Source organism: Uliginosibacterium gangwonense DSM 18521 (genome assembly GCF_000373965.1).
Lineage (GTDB): Bacteria > Pseudomonadota > Gammaproteobacteria > Burkholderiales > Rhodocyclaceae > Uliginosibacterium > Uliginosibacterium gangwonense.
In genome coordinates this window covers 145,743-161,020 of the sequence record NZ_KB892864.1, presented here as the reverse complement: position 1 = coordinate 161,020, position 15,278 = coordinate 145,743, and the positions used below count along the sequence as shown (strand labels likewise).

Genomic DNA, 15,278 nt, shown 5'->3' with positions numbered 1-15,278 from the left:
TTATTTCAGCGGCGAGCTCTTGCGCTCGCGCCCGTAACGCTCAAATTCCTTGTAAGCCACGGTGGTGGACTTCTGCTTGCGCACATCCACCAGGGTCACGCGGTCGGTACAGGAGTAGCACGGGTCGATACTGGCCACAATCAGCGGCGCATCGGACACGGTGTTGCCACGCAGCATGTAACGCAGTGGTGGCCAGTTGGCATACGTTGGCGCACGGCAGCGCCAGCGGTAAAGCTTCTGGTTGTCGCCTGTCATGCTCCAGTGGATGTCTTCACCACGCGGCGCTTCGGCAAAACCCAGCGCGAAGCGATGCGGCTGGTAGTCAAAGCCTTCAATCAGGATCGGGCCTTCCGGCATGTTGGCCAGCGCATATTCGATCATGTTGATGGAATCGAAGAATTCCTTGGCGCGGATCAGCACGCGGGAGAGCACGTCGCAACCATCGGCAGTGTGCACTTCCATCGGCAGACCCGGATACGCAGCGTAGGCGTGGTCGGCACGGATGTCGCGCTTGAAGCCGCTGGCACGGACCAGCGGGCCAACGGGGCTGTAGTCGCGTGCCACTTTCGGGTCCAGGCGGCCAATCCCGGCGGTACGCTGGGCGAGGTTCGGCGTTTCCAGCAGCATATCGACCAGGGCGGCAACTTCGGTGCGCAATTCGCCGCACAGCTTGATAGTGGCGGTACGCTGATCCTTGAGGATGTCACGCCGCACGCCGCCAATCAGGTTGACCCCGTAAGTCTTGCGGGCACCGGTGAGCAACTCGGCCATGGTCATCGATTTTTCGCGCACACGGAAGAATTGCATGAAGCCAGTATCAAAGCCCACGAAGTGGCTGGCCAACCCGAGGTTCAAGAGGTGGCTGTGCAGACGTTCCACTTCCAGGAAAACGCTACGGATGGCTTGCGCACGCGGAGGAGCTTTAATGCCCAGGGCATTTTCCACCGAGGTGGTATAGGCCACGCTGTGGGTGAAGCCGCAGATGCCGCAGACACGGTCCGAGAGGAAGGTGACCTCGTCATAACCCATGCGGGTTTCAGCGAGCTTTTCCATGCCCCGGTGCACGTAGAACATGCGGTAGTCGGCATCAATGATGTCTTCACCATCCACGAACAGGCGGAAGTGGCCCGGTTCGTCAGAGGTGATGTGCAATGGCCCCAGCGGAACGTCGGTGGTGGAACCCTTGCTGTCGTTGATGAACTTGTAGGTTTCCGTATCGGTCGTAGGCGCCGGACGGTCGCGGTAGCCCATCGAATCCTTGCGCAGCGGATGCAGGCCTTCGGGCCAATCGTCCGGCAATACCAGACGGCGTTCATCCGGGATGCCGATTGGGCGCAGACCGTACATGTCGAATACTTCGCGCTCACCCCACACGGCGGCGGGGACACGCGGCGTGACGGAGGGGAACTCCTGGGCAATCGGGTCGACCAGGGCGCGAACCACCACCCAGCTCTTGACCAGCCCTTCCATCGACAGCACGTAGTACACGGCAAAATTGCCGTTGAGCGGGCGCTCGTCGTTGCCGAACAGCACTGACAGCCAGCCGCCTTGATCGTAATACAGCCACTCCACCACTTCGGGCAGTGAGCCGAGCTGGACCGTGACGGTCACCTGATCGGCAGTCTGCCACGCTTCGTCAATGACGGCGGCGGGGAATTTTTGCCGCAGCCCTTCGACGTAGTTGCGGCCTATCCTGGTTTCACCTGATACGGACATATGCTTCATTCTCCTCGCGTGCTGCCAGCTCAAATGCCTGCCGCCACAGGGGCGGAGGCGGCTGAGACTTCAGCCTTTTCATCTTTTTTGCCTTGTTCAGGGCTCTGCCAGGGCAGTGCCATCTGGGTATCAGGCTGTTCATCGCTATTGAGCACCACGCTGGTTGCGTGGGCTACAAGTTGCCTCACTGATTGCGGTACGCAGGTCCCCATCACCAGCATCAGTACCAGCAGCACAGCCATCGGCAGCAAGGTGAGTGCACCCAGCTCCCCTTTTTGCACGGCTTCCGGGCTGGGGCCGAACACCGTACTGGCGACCATGCGGACCAACCCGGCCAGCACCACTGTCAGCAACAGCAGGCAAATTATCATCAAAACGGGGTGCCCGGCTTTGATCCCGGCGGTGATGACGAAGAATTCGCTCACAAATACGTTGAAGGGGGGCAGCCCACCCAGGGCAAGTGCGCCAGCAGTGATCAGGATGCCGGTGATCGGAGCGACCTTGAGGACGCCTTTGACGGCGTCTAGATCGCGTGTGCCGTACTTGATCAGGATGTTGCCCGAGCCACAGAACAGCAGGGCCTTGGCCAGACTGTGATTGATGGTGTGGAACAATGCTGCCAGTACGCCCAGCGGACCGCCGATGCCGAGTGACAGGGCGATCAGGCCCATGTTTTCCACCGAGGAATAGGCCAGCAGGCGCTTCATGTCACGCTGCACAATGATGAAGAACGCAGCCACAGCAATCGAAAGGATGCCAAGCACCATCAGCAGGGTCTGCGGGAAGGCCGGGCCAATCGCTTTGGACACCAGGATGTAGTAGCGGATGATGATGAGCAGCGCGCAGTTGAGCAGCACGGCAGACAGCAGCGCACTGGTGGGGCTCGGTGCTTCACTGTGGGCATCTGGCAGCCAGGCATGCATCGGGAAGAGCCCGGCCTTGGTGCCAAAGCCGATCAGCGCAAACACGAAGGACAGGTGCACCAGCGTCGGGTCAAGCGACTTGGCGTTTTCCAACACCACCGTCCAGAAGATTGCTCCTTCAGGCTGGCTCATCACGCTGGCAGCGTTGGAATAGATCAATACCGTGCCATACAGGCCGAATGCCACGCCCACCGTGCAGATGATGATGTATTTCCACGCGGCTTCCAGCGAGGAACGCTGCCCGTACAGGCCGACCAGGAAGGTCGAACCCAGGGTGGTGGCTTCCACGGCGACCCACATCATGATCAGGTTGTTGGCGGTGACGGCCAGCAACATGGTGAAGAGGAACAGGTTGAAGAAACCATAGTAGTTGCACAGCGTGGCCGTGTCGATTTCGCCATGTTCCAGTTCGTGGCTCATGTAGCCGATGGAATACACGCCAGTGAGGCAACCGACCACTCCGACCAGCCCGAGGAAGATCGCCCCCAGGCTATCGATGTAGAGCCAATGATTGCCTGCGATGAGCGGGGTGCCCAGCAGTACCTTGCTGGCGGCCAACAGGGCGAGCCCCCCCACGACCACGATGCTGAACAGATGGGCTGCCGTGGCCAGTTGGCGCGCTGCGTCGCCCGCCCAGCGCGTGGCGAAGGCGAACAGCGAGCAAGCCAGCGGTACGGATAACAGAGTGACAAGCAATTCCGATGAAGTCATTTTGGGTCAGCCCTTCAACGCCGTGAGTTGGTTTACGTTGAGCGTGTTCAGTGTGCGATGGATCTTGCGGGCGATGAGAGTCATGATCACCACGGCGAAGATCGAATCGGTCGCGATCCCGATTTCAACGAGTTCCGGTGCCTTGTAGGCCATCAGCGCCAATGTGAGGTGCGCGCCGTTTTCCATGAGGCAGTAGCCGAAGATCTGCTTGAGGATGTTGCGTTGGGTGACGATGCACAGCAACCCCAGGAAGAAGTGCGCCAGCGACACGCCCAAGGCGGGCTTGAGATCGGTGATGGCTGGCAGGCGCACGGAATCAAGCACCAGGAAGGAGGCCAGTACGGTAATGGCTGCAGCCAGCATCATCCAGGGCATGCTCAGGATGCTGCCATCGGCCTCCGGGTCACGCAGTGAGCCCAGGGCGCGATACATCACGTATGGCACGAGCACGACCTTGGTGACAAGCGAGGTGATCGACCAGAGGTAGAGTTCCTCAGCCTGCTTGGTCACCGCCAGTGCCAGGAAGATGGCCACCAGCACAAGGGACTGCAGGGCATACAGCAATGCCGAAGAGGTCGGGCGCTTGGCGCCGATCACCATCAGCGATGTGACGATGAGCAGGCCAGCGAGATTGTTGACGATCAAGGTTCCGGTCACGGTGTTTTCTCCGTTATCCAAGCCAGGAGGCTGCAATGAAGCTTGAGCACAGGGTCATGATGATCAGGACCACGAGGACAAGCTTGATGGGCAGGGGGACGGGTTGGGCTGCAGCCACTTCAGCGGAGGGCTTACCTGGCACAACCTTGCCAAACCAGTTCAGGAACCAGGCAAAGCTGGCTACCGATTCGGTCAGCGCCAGAATCATCAGCGGCAACAGCAGGATGAACTGATGCGACAGGTTGAAACCGGCAGCGAAGATGGCGTACTTGCTGAAGAAGCCGTTGAAAGGCGGCACCCCGGCAATCGCCATGGCGGCTACGCAGAAGCTCACCCCCAACAGTGGCAGACGACTGATGACGCCTCGCAAGGAAGGGAGCAGGCGCGTGCCACAGGTATAGCTGAAAGCCCCGGCCACGAGGAAGAACAGACTCTTGGCAAAAGCATGGTTGAAGATGTGGGCAATGCCCCCCTTCAGCGCCAGCTCAGAACCGAAGATCGACAGCGACAAAGCCAGGAAGATGTAGGACAACTGGGTGATGGTCGAATACGCCAGCAGACGCTTGAGATCCTTCTGCGGCAGATACATTGCAAAGCCATACAGCAGGGTGATGATCGCCATGATGACGCCGACTGTGCCAACAATATGCGGCACATTGCCCATCGAGATGATGCCACGGGCGAAGATATAAACCCCAACCTTCACCATGGAGGCGGCGTGCAGGTAGGCGGAGATCGGTGTCGGTGCTTCCATCGCTTCCGGCAGCCAGGCATGCAAGGGCAATTGTGCCGACTTGCCCCAGGCGGCGAAGAGGATGCCGAACATAACAACCAGCTTGCCCGTCTCATCCAGCCCAGCCATCGAAGAGAGCGAGAAGGTGCCGGTGGCCGAGAACAGCCACGCAGCTGCGACATACAGGCCAATGGAGCCGATGTGGGTGATCAGCAAAGCCTTGATTGCAGCACGCAGACCCTTGGGTTTCTCGTAATAACCGATCAGGCCCCAGGAGCAGGCGCCGGTGATTTCGAAGAAGAACAATTGCCCGACAAGCGTGGAGGAGAACACCAGCCCAGCCATGGCGCCGATGAAGACCAGCAGGTAGGCATAGTAGCGTGGGCGACCTTCATGTGGGTGTTCCCGGTTGCCTTCGGAGAGATAGGCCGAGGAATACACACAGACCAGCAGGCCGAGGAAAACGACCGCGAAGCCGATCAGGGTGCTGATCGAATCGAAGGTGAGGCCGAACAGGGTGGTGTCACCTATTTTGATCAGGTCCACGGTTGAAGGCATCTGCCCAGCAAGGTGGAACTGATAGCCCAAGGTGGCCACGCTGATGGTGGCCGCCAAGGCAAAGAGCTGACCAAGCCATTTTGCAGCCGTCTTGGGGGCCAGCAGGGTGAGCGCCGCGCCGACGAAGGGAAGCAGAATGGTGGCGAGAGCAAGTGTTTGCATCATCTTTTTCCTTGAATCCTCAGAGGCCCGCCAGATAGAACACGAAAGCCAGGGCGGCAACGCCGAATCCCACCCAGGTTACTCGCGGGGTCAGCATGTAGCGTCCGCGTGCCATGCTGTTCTCAATCAGAGATGCCAGCAGGAAGACCACCGCCAGCCGCAGAGGCACGACGATGACGGCAAGCACGGCAGAGAAGGTGTCAGGCGTGGTGGCTGCTCCGATCGGCAGGAATACGCCGATGAAGAATTGCGCCATCACAACCTTCTTGAGTCCCAGACCCGTTTTGAGCAGGGCCAGGGAACTGCCGGAGTACTCGGTCAGTGGGCCTTCCTGCAGTTCCTGTTCGGCTTCGGCCATGTCGAAAGGCAGCTTGCCCATTTCGATGAATACCGCGAAGCCGAATGCCAGCATCGCCAGGACGATGGCCGTGGGTGACTTGGCATAGCCCCCGGCAATCGAAGCGCTGATGCTGCCCAGGTTGGTGGAGCCTTCGATCAGCGCCACAACCAGGAGCGAGAGGATCATGATCGGCTCGACCAACACCCCCAGCGTGCTTTCCCGCGAAGCGCCCAGACCAGCGAAGGAGCTGCCGGAGTCAATCCCTGAGAGCGAGAAGAAGAAACGGCTCAGGCCGAACAGGTAGGTGAAGGTGATCAGGTCTGCCATCACCCCCAGCGGTGAGAAGTGGGTAAAGACTGGCAAGGCCATGGCCACAGCGAACATGGTGCCGAAGATCACATAGGGTGCCGCGCGGAAGACGAGGCCGGAGTCCGCCGGGGCCACATCCTGACGCTTGAGCAGCTTGAAAAAGTCACGGTAGTCCTGCAGCACGCCAGGGCCACGCCGCGAGTGCATCTTGGCACGCATCTGGCGCGAGATGCCGGTCATCAACGGGGTCAAGGCCAACAGCACCAGCGCTTGCAGAAGTGCCAACGGAATCGATTGTAGGTTCAGCATGCTGGGCTCCTTATGCAACCGCAATCATCAAGAAGACAACCAGGGCCGCCACCACATAGAGGCAGTAGATACGGAAGTCACCATGTTGTAGCCACTGCACCTTGGTGCCGATCCACTGGACCACACGCACAATGGGGGAAATCACTTTGTCTTCCCACATCGGTTCAACGCGTGTAGCACCGGCAATCACCCGTTGCAGTGAGGCATGCAGGCAGGGTGCCGGGTCCAGGGCGCTGCGCAGACGGAACAAAGCGTCGAACATATGGCTCACCGGTTTCGAAAAACCGTCGGCAGATACCCGCATCCGATCTTCCTGTTCGTAGCCGCAGGCCCAGGCAGGGCCACCGTGGCGGCGACCCAGGCGTTCGCCCTTGAACACCCCGATAATCAGGATGGCTAGGATCGGCGCAGCCAGTAGCAGAATGGCAATCAACGGCGTGGAGAGCGTGGCCTGTGCCGGGTCTCCCGGGAACACGACGGTGCCTTGGGCAACCGCGAGTGCGCCGTGACCGACCAGCGAACTGGCAATCCGGGTAATGATCGGGGCAACCAGCGGTGCGCACAGACCCAGTGCAATGGCAATCAGGGCCAACAAGCCCATGGCCCAGGTCATGGCAGCCGGGGCTTCGTGTGCGTGGGCCGCATGCTCGCTACGTGCCTTGCCGGAGAAGATCAATCCGTAGAACTTGACGAAGCACATCGCAGCCAGCGCACCAGTGATCGCCAGCATGACGACGGCGACCGGACCCGCCAGACGGAAGGCAAAGCCACCGTCGAGGCTCATCGAGAACAGGGATTGATAGGTGAACCATTCGCTCACGAACCCGTTCAGCGGGGGCAGGGCGGAAATCGCCATGGCTCCAACCAGACAGGCCGCAGCGGTATAGGGCATCAGACGCCCCAGGCCACCGAGCTTTTCCATGTCCTTGGTATGGGTGCGGAAGAGGATCGACCCTGCGCCAAGAAACAGCAGGCCCTTGAATACGGCGTGGTTGATGAGGTGGTAGAGCGCCCCCAGCAGGCCGAGGATGCCCAGTGCCGGGCGGCCGGTGGCAATCCCGATCATGCCTACGCCCACACCCATCAGGATGATGCCGACGTTTTCCACGCTGGAGTAGGCCAGCAGGCGCTTGGCATCTTTCTCAGCCAGCGCATAGAGCACACCCAGCACGGCGGAGATGGCGCCAAAACCCAGCACCACCAGCCCCCACCATGCGGAGGTGGCGCCGAGCAGATCAATCCCTACCTTGATGATCCCGAACACACCGACCTTGACCATCACGCCGGACATCAGTGCCGAGCCGTGAGAGGGTGCGGCTGGGTGGGCGCGGGGCAGCCAGCTGTGCAGCGGGATGATCCCGGCCTTGGCGCCAAAGCCGAAGAAGGCCAGCAGGAACACAATGGAAGCCAATGGTGCCGACAGATGCAGTTGGCGGAAAGATTCAAACGCCATGCTGCCACTGCAGGTGTAGAGAATGAAGAAGGCACCCATGATCAGCACCGATCCGGCATGGGCGATCAGGAAGTAGAGAAAGCCTGCGCTGACTGCTTCGTCATGTTGGTCGAACACCACCAGGAAGTAGGAGGCCAGCGACATCATCTCGAAGAAGACGAGGAAGTAGAAGGCGTTGTCGACCACCATCAGCGCCACCATCGCGGCAATGAAGGTGTTCATGAAAAAGCCCATCGCCCAGGCACCGCGCCCTTCGTATTCCCGCACATAGGAGAGCGAGTACAGCGAGGTGATCGTGGCCAGTAGCGAGATCACAAAGACCATGAAGGCGGCCAGCGGGTCCAGGCGCACGGTGAATTCGGCAAAGGCAAACGGCCCACCGAGGTTGGCGCTCATGCCGTGGCCTGAGAGCAGCACTGGCAGACTGGCAGCCAGACCGGCAACACCTGCGGCCATGCCGCCGATGCCGCAGAGGTTGATGGCGGTGCGTTCGACGCGCGAGCACAACAGGGACAGTAAGGCGCTGCCCATGTAGAGCAGCACGGATAGCAGGAGGAGCTCAAGAGAATTCATGTCAGTCGTGCTCCGTCGGGTTGATGAAGCTCAGGTTCTCACCCAGGTTCAGTGCCGAGGCGGCGCGCTTGGAAGCGTTCGATTCAGCAAGTGCTTGGGGATCAACCATGAAGATGGCCTTGGTCGGGCAGCTCTTGATGCAGGCGGGGCCGTCTTCCCGGAAGTCACACAGGTCACACTTGACGGCCACATTGCGTACCCCCATCTCCCAGCGCAGCAAGGGGCTGAGGGTAGAGGGTTGCGTGGGGGCATTCGGATGCGTGCCCGCCACCCCGGCAGTGCTGGTGCCATGCGGGGTGATCGCGCCGAAGGGGCAGGCGATTGCGCAGAGCTTGCAGCCGACGCAGATGGTTTCATTGAGCACGACCGCACCATCCTCGTGGGTGATTGCCTTGACCGGGCAGACCCGGGCGCAGGGCGCATCCTCACAGTGGCGGCACATGATGGGCGCGGTTCCCTCGGCGGTACGGGTCACCGTCAGCCGGGGTGCGGACTGCAGGCCCACTGCCTTGTGCTCCATGCTACAAGCGGCCATGCAGGTATTACAGCCGATGCAGAGCTTGGGCTCTGCGATGACGAAGCGGTTCATTGCCCGGCCCCCGACTCGGTTTTCTTCATACAAGCGATCAAATGGATCGCTCTGAGCTGGTTCATCACACTTATGTTCCTCATGAGGGATGGAACGGCATTGCCATGCGCCTACAACGGGCGCGTCATGGCTGTAGTGCAGGTTCCATGCCAGTGCCCCTAAGCGTGTCAGGGACATGGCGGCTGGGCCAAAAAGCGTGAAAATTCAATGGTGTGAATTTTTGGCAGGCTGGGTGTCGATGAACCAGATGTCGATCTGTCGGTGCCGCGTCGGCAAAAGTGTCGAGATCGGCGTGGCGTGGCGACACTTCGACACCGTGGTTCGGCCGCTCATCTTGCTTTGTCTCATCGCCTATGGAATCGGCCAAGCAGTTGGGGCGACAACCCTGTAAAATTCAGAGCATGGAATCAAGCACGCTTACCCCCCAGACCCCCGCCTTCGTCCATTTGCGCCTGCATACCGAGTTTTCTATTGAAGACGGTATTACGCGCATTGATGATGTGGTGGCTGCTGCCGCAGCCGACGGACAACCCGCACTCGGCATCTCTGACCTGGCCAACCTCTTCGGGATGGTCAAGCATTACAAAGGATGCCGGGGCAAAGGCATCAAGCCGATCACTGCGGTGGATGCATGGCTGAGTAACGAGACAGACCCCGCCAAGCCCTTCCGCATCATGCTGATCTGTCGGCATCGTGAGGGCTATCGCCAGCTCTGTGAGTTGCTCTCGCGGGCGTTTCTGGAGAACAAGCATCATGGCCGCGCCGAGCTGCGCCGCGAGTGGCTGACCCCGGAGACTGCTTCGGGCCTCATCTGCCTGTCCGGGGCCATGCCGGGGGATATTGGCGCTGCCTTGGCGGCAGGCAATGGCAAAGCGGCGACAGCATTGGCGCAAGACTGGATGCAGCGCTTCCCCGATGCCTTCTATATAGAAGTGCAACGGGCGGGGCATCCGGGTACCGAAACCTATATCCATGCGGCAGTGGCGCTGGCGGATGAGCTGGGCTTGCCGGTAGTGGCCACACACCCGATCCAGTTCCTCAAGCGTGAAGACTTCAAGGCCCACGAGGCGCGGGTGTGCATTGCCCAAGGCTATACCCTGGCCGATACACGCCGCCCGAAGTTGTTCACGGATGAACAATATTTTAAGACTCAGGCCGAAATGCAGGCCCTGTTTGCCGATTTGCCCGAGGCATTGGAGAACAGTGTCGAAATCGCCAAGCGCTGCTCGCTTTCAATCATCCTGGGCAAAAACTATCTGCCACAGTTCCCCACGCCAGAGGGCATGAGCCTGGATGACTTCTTGATCCAGGAAGCACATCGCGGCCTGGAAGAACGTTTGAGCACGCTCTACCCGAACACGGAAGAGTTGAAGGCACAGCGCCCGCGTTACCTGGAGCGCCTCAAGTTTGAGCTGGATACCATCGTCCAGATGGGTTTCCCGGGCTACTTCCTGATCGTGGCAGACTTTATCCAATGGGGTAAGCGCAATGGCGTGCCTATCGGGCCAGGCCGGGGGTCGGGTGCCGGGTCGCTCGTCGCCTACTCGCTCAAGATCACGGACTTGGACCCCACCGCGTATGCGCTGCTGTTCGAGCGCTTCCTGAACCCCGAGCGGGTGTCGATGCCTGACTTTGACATCGACTTCTGCCAGGAAAACCGCTATCGCGTGATCGACTATGTGCGTGACCGCTATGGCCATGACGCCGTGAGCCAGATCGCCACCTTTGGCACCATGGCTTCCAAGGCCGTGGTGCGCGACGTCGGGCGTGTGCTTGATTTGCCTTACGGCCTGTGTGACAAGCTCTCCAAGCTTATCCCCGTGGAACAGAACAAGCCCTTGGGTTTGGCTGAAGCGCGTGAGAAAGAACCGGCCATCGAAGAAATGATGGCGGACGAGGGGGATGGCGAATCGGTCAGCGAGCTGTGGGAGTTGGCGCTGCCCCTTGAAGGCATGACCCGGGGCGTGGGCATGCACGCCGGGGGCGTGCTGATTGCGCCGGGCAAGATCACCGATTTCTGCCCGATCTATCTGGCGGATGGTGCGGATGCTTCTACCGTTTCCCAGTTCGACAAGGACGACGTGGAGCAGGTTGGCTTGGTGAAGTTCGACTTCCTGGGCCTGCGCAACTTGACGATTATCGAATTGGCGCTGCAATACATTGAGCGCATGACCGGAGAGCGGCTTGACCTGATGGCGCTGGGCTTTGAAGACCCGGCCGCCTACCAGATTCTGAAGGATGCCAACACCACGGCAATCTTCCAGGTTGAATCGGACGGGATGAAAAAGCTCCTCAAAAAGCTGGGGCCGGACCGCTTCGAAGACATCATCGCCGTGCTGGCGCTCTATCGTCCAGGCCCGCTGGGCTCCGGGATGGTGGATGACTTCATCCTGCGCAAACAGGGCAAGCAGGAGATCGACTATTTCCACCCGGATCTGAAAGCCTGCCTGGAGCCCACCTATGGCGTGATCGTGTATCAGGAACAGGTGATGCAGATTTCCCAGATCATCGGGGGCTACACCTTGGGTGGCGCGGACATGCTGCGCCGGGCCATGGGGAAGAAAAAGGCCGAGGAAATGGCCAAGCACCGCGCCACGATTGCCGAAGGCGCGGCCAAGAAGGGTTACGACCCAGCGCTGGCCGAACACCTGTTCGACCTGATGACCAAGTTTGCCGAGTACGGCTTCAACAAGTCGCACACGGCCGCCTATGCGGTGGTGACCTACCATACGGCGTGGCTCAAGGCGCATCACTGCGCGGCCTTCATGGCGGCAACCATGTCTTCGGATATGGACAACACCGACACGGTGAAGATCTTCTTTGAAGATACGCTTGAGAACAAGATCACCATCCTGCCGCCCGACGTAAACATGTCGGCCTACCGCTTCGAACCCACCGACCCGAAGACGATTCGGTATGGTCTGGGCGCAGTCAAAGGGGTGGGCGAGCCTGCAGTCAACAGCATCCTGGCGGCACGCAAGGAAGGAGGGGCGTTCAGCGATCTCTTCGATTTTTGCGCCCGCGTGGACCGTCGGGCCGTTAACCGCCGTGTGTTGGAAGCACTGATCCGCGCAGGTGCGCTGGATGCTATTGCGCCACTCACGCCGGATGGCCGTCCGCACCGTGCCAAGCTCATTGCCAGCTCAGGGATCGCCATGGAAGCCGCCGATCAGGCCGCTGCCAGCGCCGGGCAGTGTGGGCTTTTCGATATGCCGGGTGAGGGCAGCTCGATTGCGCCGGAATACAACGAAGCCACGCCTTGGACCGAGCGGCAACAGCTGGCGGAAGAGAAAATCGCCATCGGCTTCTTTCTCTCCGGCCATCCTTTCAACAGCTATAAGGATGAGGTGCGGCGTTTTGTGCGCACGCCACTCTCTCGCATCGAAGCGCGATGGGAACCCCAGACGCTGGCAGGGGTGGTGTCGGCCTTCAGCACCAAGATGGGCAACCGGGGCAAGATGGCATTCGTGACCCTGGATGACGGCACCGCACAGATCGAAGTCACCATTTATTCAGAGGTGCTGGATGCGGCCAAGAACAAGATCAATGCCGATGAAGTATTGATTGTGGAAGGCAAGGCCAGTGCAGATGAATTCCGTGGTGGCTTGCGCGTAGTTGCCGACAAAGTGATGACCTTGGGCGAGGCGCGAGGGCGCTTTGCAAGGCTGCTCAATCTGCGCATCAATGGTGAAGTCGGCAAGAGTGGTGGCGCCCAAAAGGCCGTCGACCGCTTGCAGGGTTTGCTCGAAGGCTACCGAGGGAGCCGCGATGAAGGGGGGTGCCCGATCCGTGTCCACTATGCTAACAGTATGGCAGAGGGGGATTTGCCGCTGGGTGAAGGGTGGCGTGTACGCTTGGAGGATTCTTTGATCGAAGGCTTGCGTGAGTGGTTGTCCACGCCATCGGTGGAGATTATTTACAACTGATTATTCGGCTGATGTACTGCCGCGTCGATATTTTGAATGAAGCAAGAACAGGGCGGCGCATAGGCGGCCCTGTTTTTATTGATGCCTTAGCGTGCTAGCGTTCAACAGTCAGGGCTACGCCCATNCCCCCGCCGATGCACAGGGTGGCAAGTCCCTTCTTGGCATTCTGCCGTTGCATTTCATGCAGCAATGTCACCAGGATACGGCAGCCCGAAGCCCCGATCGGGTGACCAATGGCGATTGCACCTCCGTTGGGGTTGATCTTGCTGGCATCCCAACCGAGTTCCCGATTCACGGCAATGGCTTGCGCTGCGAAGGCTTCGTTGCCCTCTACGACATCCAGTTCATCCGCGCTCCAGCCCGCTTTCTGTAGCGCCAATCGTGTAGCGGGGGCCGGGCCGATCCCCATGATTGCCGGGTCAACCCCCGCCGAGGCATAGGATTTGATGTGTGCCAGAATCGGGAGCCCCAGCACCTTGGCACGGCGCTCACTCATGACCATGACTGCCGCAGCACCATCATTGATGCCTGAGGCATTACCCGCAGTGACCGTGCCGGCCTTGTCAAAAGCAGGCTTCAGAGACGCGAGGGACTCAAGCGTGACCCCTGCCTTGATGAATTCATCCGTGTCGAACACGATATCCCCCTTCTTGCTGGGGATGACCACGGGGATGATTTCATCCTTGAACTTGCCTGCCTTTTGCGCGGCTTCAGCCTTGTTCTGGGAAGCGACAGAAAAAATATCCTGGTCTTCACGGGTGATGGCATACTTCCTGGCAAGGTTTTCCGCCGTGATGCCCATGTGGTAATTATTGTATATATCCCATAGGCCATCGTTGATCATGGTGTCGATGAGTTTGGCATCCCCCATGCGGAAGCCGTCGCGTGACCCATTCAGGATATGCGCGCTGGCTGACATGTTCTCCTGGCCGCCCGCAATAATAATATCGGCATCGCCACAACGGATGGCCTGGGCAGCGAGGATGACAGACTTGAGCCCGGAGCCGCAGACCTTGTTGAGGCCCATCCCCGGCACGGCCTCAGGCAGCCCGGAGCGGATCACGGCTTGGCGGGCAGGGTTTTGCCCTTGGCCCGCAGTGAGTACCTGCCCGAGGATCACTTCGTTGATCTGGTCACCCGCCACCCCGGTCTTGGCCAGCAGGCCCCGGATTACGGTCGCCCCCAGTTCCGCCGGGGCCACTTTGGCGAGGCTACCACCAAATTTTCCAACTGCAGTGCGTGCGGCTGCCACGATTACCACATTTTCCATGTTGCGCTCCTTGCATCAGGCATAGCTGTCTTATTAGGGAAGGCACTCCAGACCCTGTTGAGCGCCCCCTCCTCGCAATCACGGGAAGCTCGACAACATCCGGGGTTGCCAGCGAACGAACGGTCTCAATCTTAGCGCCTTTCGGCCGCAAGACGGCCTCCCCATTCGGGCAGGCATGCCGTTTGGCGCCGACCAAAGGGTAGGCAATCACAGTGTCAATGACATGTCACGGTAGTGCAACATGGTCACGACAGAATGTGCCTATGCCACACGTACGATCTGTCTTTCTTTCTGATATCCATCTGGGCACCAAGGCCTGTCAGGCCGAGCGCCTACTGGATTTTTTGCGCGAATATCCGGCCGATCACCTGTATCTGCTTGGGGATATCGTGGATTTCTGGGCCATGAAGCGCTCCCTTGCCTGGCGCCCAACGCATAACACGGTGATACAGAAAGTGTTGCGTCGAGCCCGCCACGGTGAGCAGGTGGTGTTTGTTCCGGGGAACCATGATGAAGCGGTGCGTGCCTATTGTGGAACCCGCTTTGGTGACATCCGGGTAGAAAAAGAGTGGGTCCATGAGACGGCAGATGGCAAACGTCTGCTGCTTATCCATGGCGACGAATTCGATCAGGTCACGCGCTATCACAAATGGGTGGCCGTGCTGGGCGATGCGGCTTACAACATGTTGGTCAGCATCAATATCTGGTTGTCTTTTGTGCGTCGTTGTATGGGCATTACCGGTTACTGGTCTTTGGCGGGTTATGCCAAGCGAAAAGTCAAAACCGCGCTGGAGTTCATTTTCGATTTTGAACGCAACGTGATCCGTGCCGCCGCTGCACGCGAGATGCACGGGGTGGTCTGCGGCCATATTCACTGGGCGGCTATCCGCGACATAGAAGGCGTGACCTACGTCAATTGTGGTGACTGGGTCGATAGCTGTACCGGCATTGTCGAACACTTCGATGGCCGTTTGGAACTTGTCACCTGGGTGGAGGCTCCTTTGGGGCAGGACGCCACCGCCGATCTCTTTACTGAGGAGAACTGATCT

11 protein-coding genes are annotated in these 15,278 nt (G+C 59.6%); 2 read left to right on the top strand and 9 right to left on the bottom strand.

Features of this window, described 5'->3' with window-relative positions:
- The 8 genes from B145_RS0118215 to B145_RS29540 are packed head-to-tail and all read right to left on the bottom strand — an operon-like array spanning position 1 to position 9,366.
- The gene (locus B145_RS0118215; protein ID WP_018609272.1) at positions 1–1,716 is read right to left on the bottom strand and encodes a hydrogenase large subunit; all 1,716 of its coding nucleotides are present in this window, start codon (positions 1,714–1,716) and stop codon (positions 1–3) included.
- 29 nt (positions 1,717–1,745) lie between these two features.
- The gene (locus B145_RS0118210) at positions 1,746–3,350 is read right to left on the bottom strand and encodes a hydrogenase 4 subunit F (RefSeq protein WP_018609269.1); all 1,605 of its coding nucleotides are present in this window, start codon (positions 3,348–3,350) and stop codon (positions 1,746–1,748) included.
- 6 nt (positions 3,351–3,356) lie between these two features.
- Positions 3,357–4,007, bottom strand: a complete 651-nt coding sequence (hyfE, locus tag B145_RS0118205; RefSeq protein ID WP_026259272.1) for a hydrogenase 4 membrane subunit — start codon at positions 4,005–4,007, stop codon at positions 3,357–3,359.
- A gap of 13 nt (positions 4,008–4,020) precedes the next feature.
- On the bottom strand, positions 4,021–5,460 hold the full coding sequence (locus B145_RS0118200) for a hydrogenase 4 subunit D (protein WP_018609266.1): 1,440 nt from the start codon (positions 5,458–5,460) through the stop codon (positions 4,021–4,023).
- 19 nt (positions 5,461–5,479) lie between these two features.
- Positions 5,480–6,418, bottom strand: a complete 939-nt coding sequence (locus tag B145_RS0118195) for a respiratory chain complex I subunit 1 family protein (RefSeq protein WP_018609264.1) — start codon at positions 6,416–6,418, stop codon at positions 5,480–5,482.
- Positions 6,419–6,428: 10 nt separating this feature from the next.
- Entirely contained in the window at positions 6,429–8,444 is a 2,016-nt protein-coding gene (hyfB, locus tag B145_RS0118190) for a hydrogenase 4 subunit B (RefSeq protein WP_018609263.1), read from the bottom strand.
- 1 nt (position 8,445) lies between these two features.
- Positions 8,446–9,210, bottom strand: coding sequence for a 4Fe-4S dicluster domain-containing protein (locus B145_RS29565; RefSeq protein WP_018609260.1), 765 nt, complete (start codon positions 9,208–9,210; stop codon positions 8,446–8,448).
- A gap of 27 nt (positions 9,211–9,237) precedes the next feature.
- Positions 9,238–9,366 carry a hypothetical protein gene (locus B145_RS29540; protein WP_281167675.1) on the bottom strand — a complete coding sequence of 43 codons (129 nt, stop codon included), beginning with the start codon at positions 9,364–9,366 and terminating at the stop codon, positions 9,238–9,240.
- Positions 9,367–9,434: 68 nt separating this feature from the next.
- On the opposite strand from B145_RS29540, the gene dnaE reads away from it, so the two are divergent.
- The gene (gene dnaE, locus B145_RS0118175; RefSeq protein WP_018609257.1) at positions 9,435–12,959 is read left to right on the top strand and encodes a DNA polymerase III subunit alpha; all 3,525 of its coding nucleotides are present in this window, start codon (positions 9,435–9,437) and stop codon (positions 12,957–12,959) included.
- Positions 12,960–13,053: 94 nt separating this feature from the next.
- Here the strand turns inward: dnaE and B145_RS0118170 are convergent, their stop codons facing one another.
- Positions 13,054–14,229, bottom strand: a complete 1,176-nt coding sequence (locus tag B145_RS0118170; protein WP_018609256.1) for an acetyl-CoA C-acetyltransferase — start codon at positions 14,227–14,229, stop codon at positions 13,054–13,056.
- A gap of 263 nt (positions 14,230–14,492) precedes the next feature.
- Here B145_RS0118170 and B145_RS0118165 point away from each other — a divergent pair, with 263 nt between their 5' ends.
- Entirely contained in the window at positions 14,493–15,275 is a 783-nt protein-coding gene (locus B145_RS0118165) for a UDP-2,3-diacylglucosamine diphosphatase (protein WP_018609254.1), read from the top strand.
- Positions 15,276–15,278 lie beyond the last annotated feature (3 nt).

What these genes read in the sequence shown, in the direction of transcription:
- B145_RS0118200 (WP_018609266.1), bottom strand. Translation starts at nt 5,460, where the DNA reads ATGCAAACACTTGCTCTCGCCACCATTCTGCTTCCCTTCGTCGGCGCG.
- hyfB (WP_018609263.1), bottom strand. Translation starts at nt 8,444, where the DNA reads ATGAATTCTCTTGAGCTCCTCCTGCTATCCGTGCTGCTCTACATGGGC.
- B145_RS0118210 (WP_018609269.1), bottom strand. Translation starts at nt 3,350, where the DNA reads ATGACTTCATCGGAATTGCTTGTCACTCTGTTATCCGTACCGCTGGCT.
- B145_RS0118195 (WP_018609264.1), bottom strand. Translation starts at nt 6,418, where the DNA reads ATGCTGAACCTACAATCGATTCCGTTGGCACTTCTGCAAGCGCTGGTG.
- B145_RS29540 (WP_281167675.1), bottom strand. Translation starts at nt 9,366, where the DNA reads ATGAGCGGCCGAACCACGGTGTCGAAGTGTCGCCACGCCACGCCGATC.
- B145_RS0118165 (WP_018609254.1), top strand. Translation starts at nt 14,493, where the DNA reads ATGCCACACGTACGATCTGTCTTTCTTTCTGATATCCATCTGGGCACC.
- B145_RS29565 (WP_018609260.1), bottom strand. Translation starts at nt 9,210, where the DNA reads ATGTCCCTGACACGCTTAGGGGCACTGGCATGGAACCTGCACTACAGC.
- dnaE (WP_018609257.1), top strand. Translation starts at nt 9,435, where the DNA reads ATGGAATCAAGCACGCTTACCCCCCAGACCCCCGCCTTCGTCCATTTG.
- B145_RS0118215 (WP_018609272.1), bottom strand. Translation starts at nt 1,716, where the DNA reads ATGTCCGTATCAGGTGAAACCAGGATAGGCCGCAACTACGTCGAAGGG.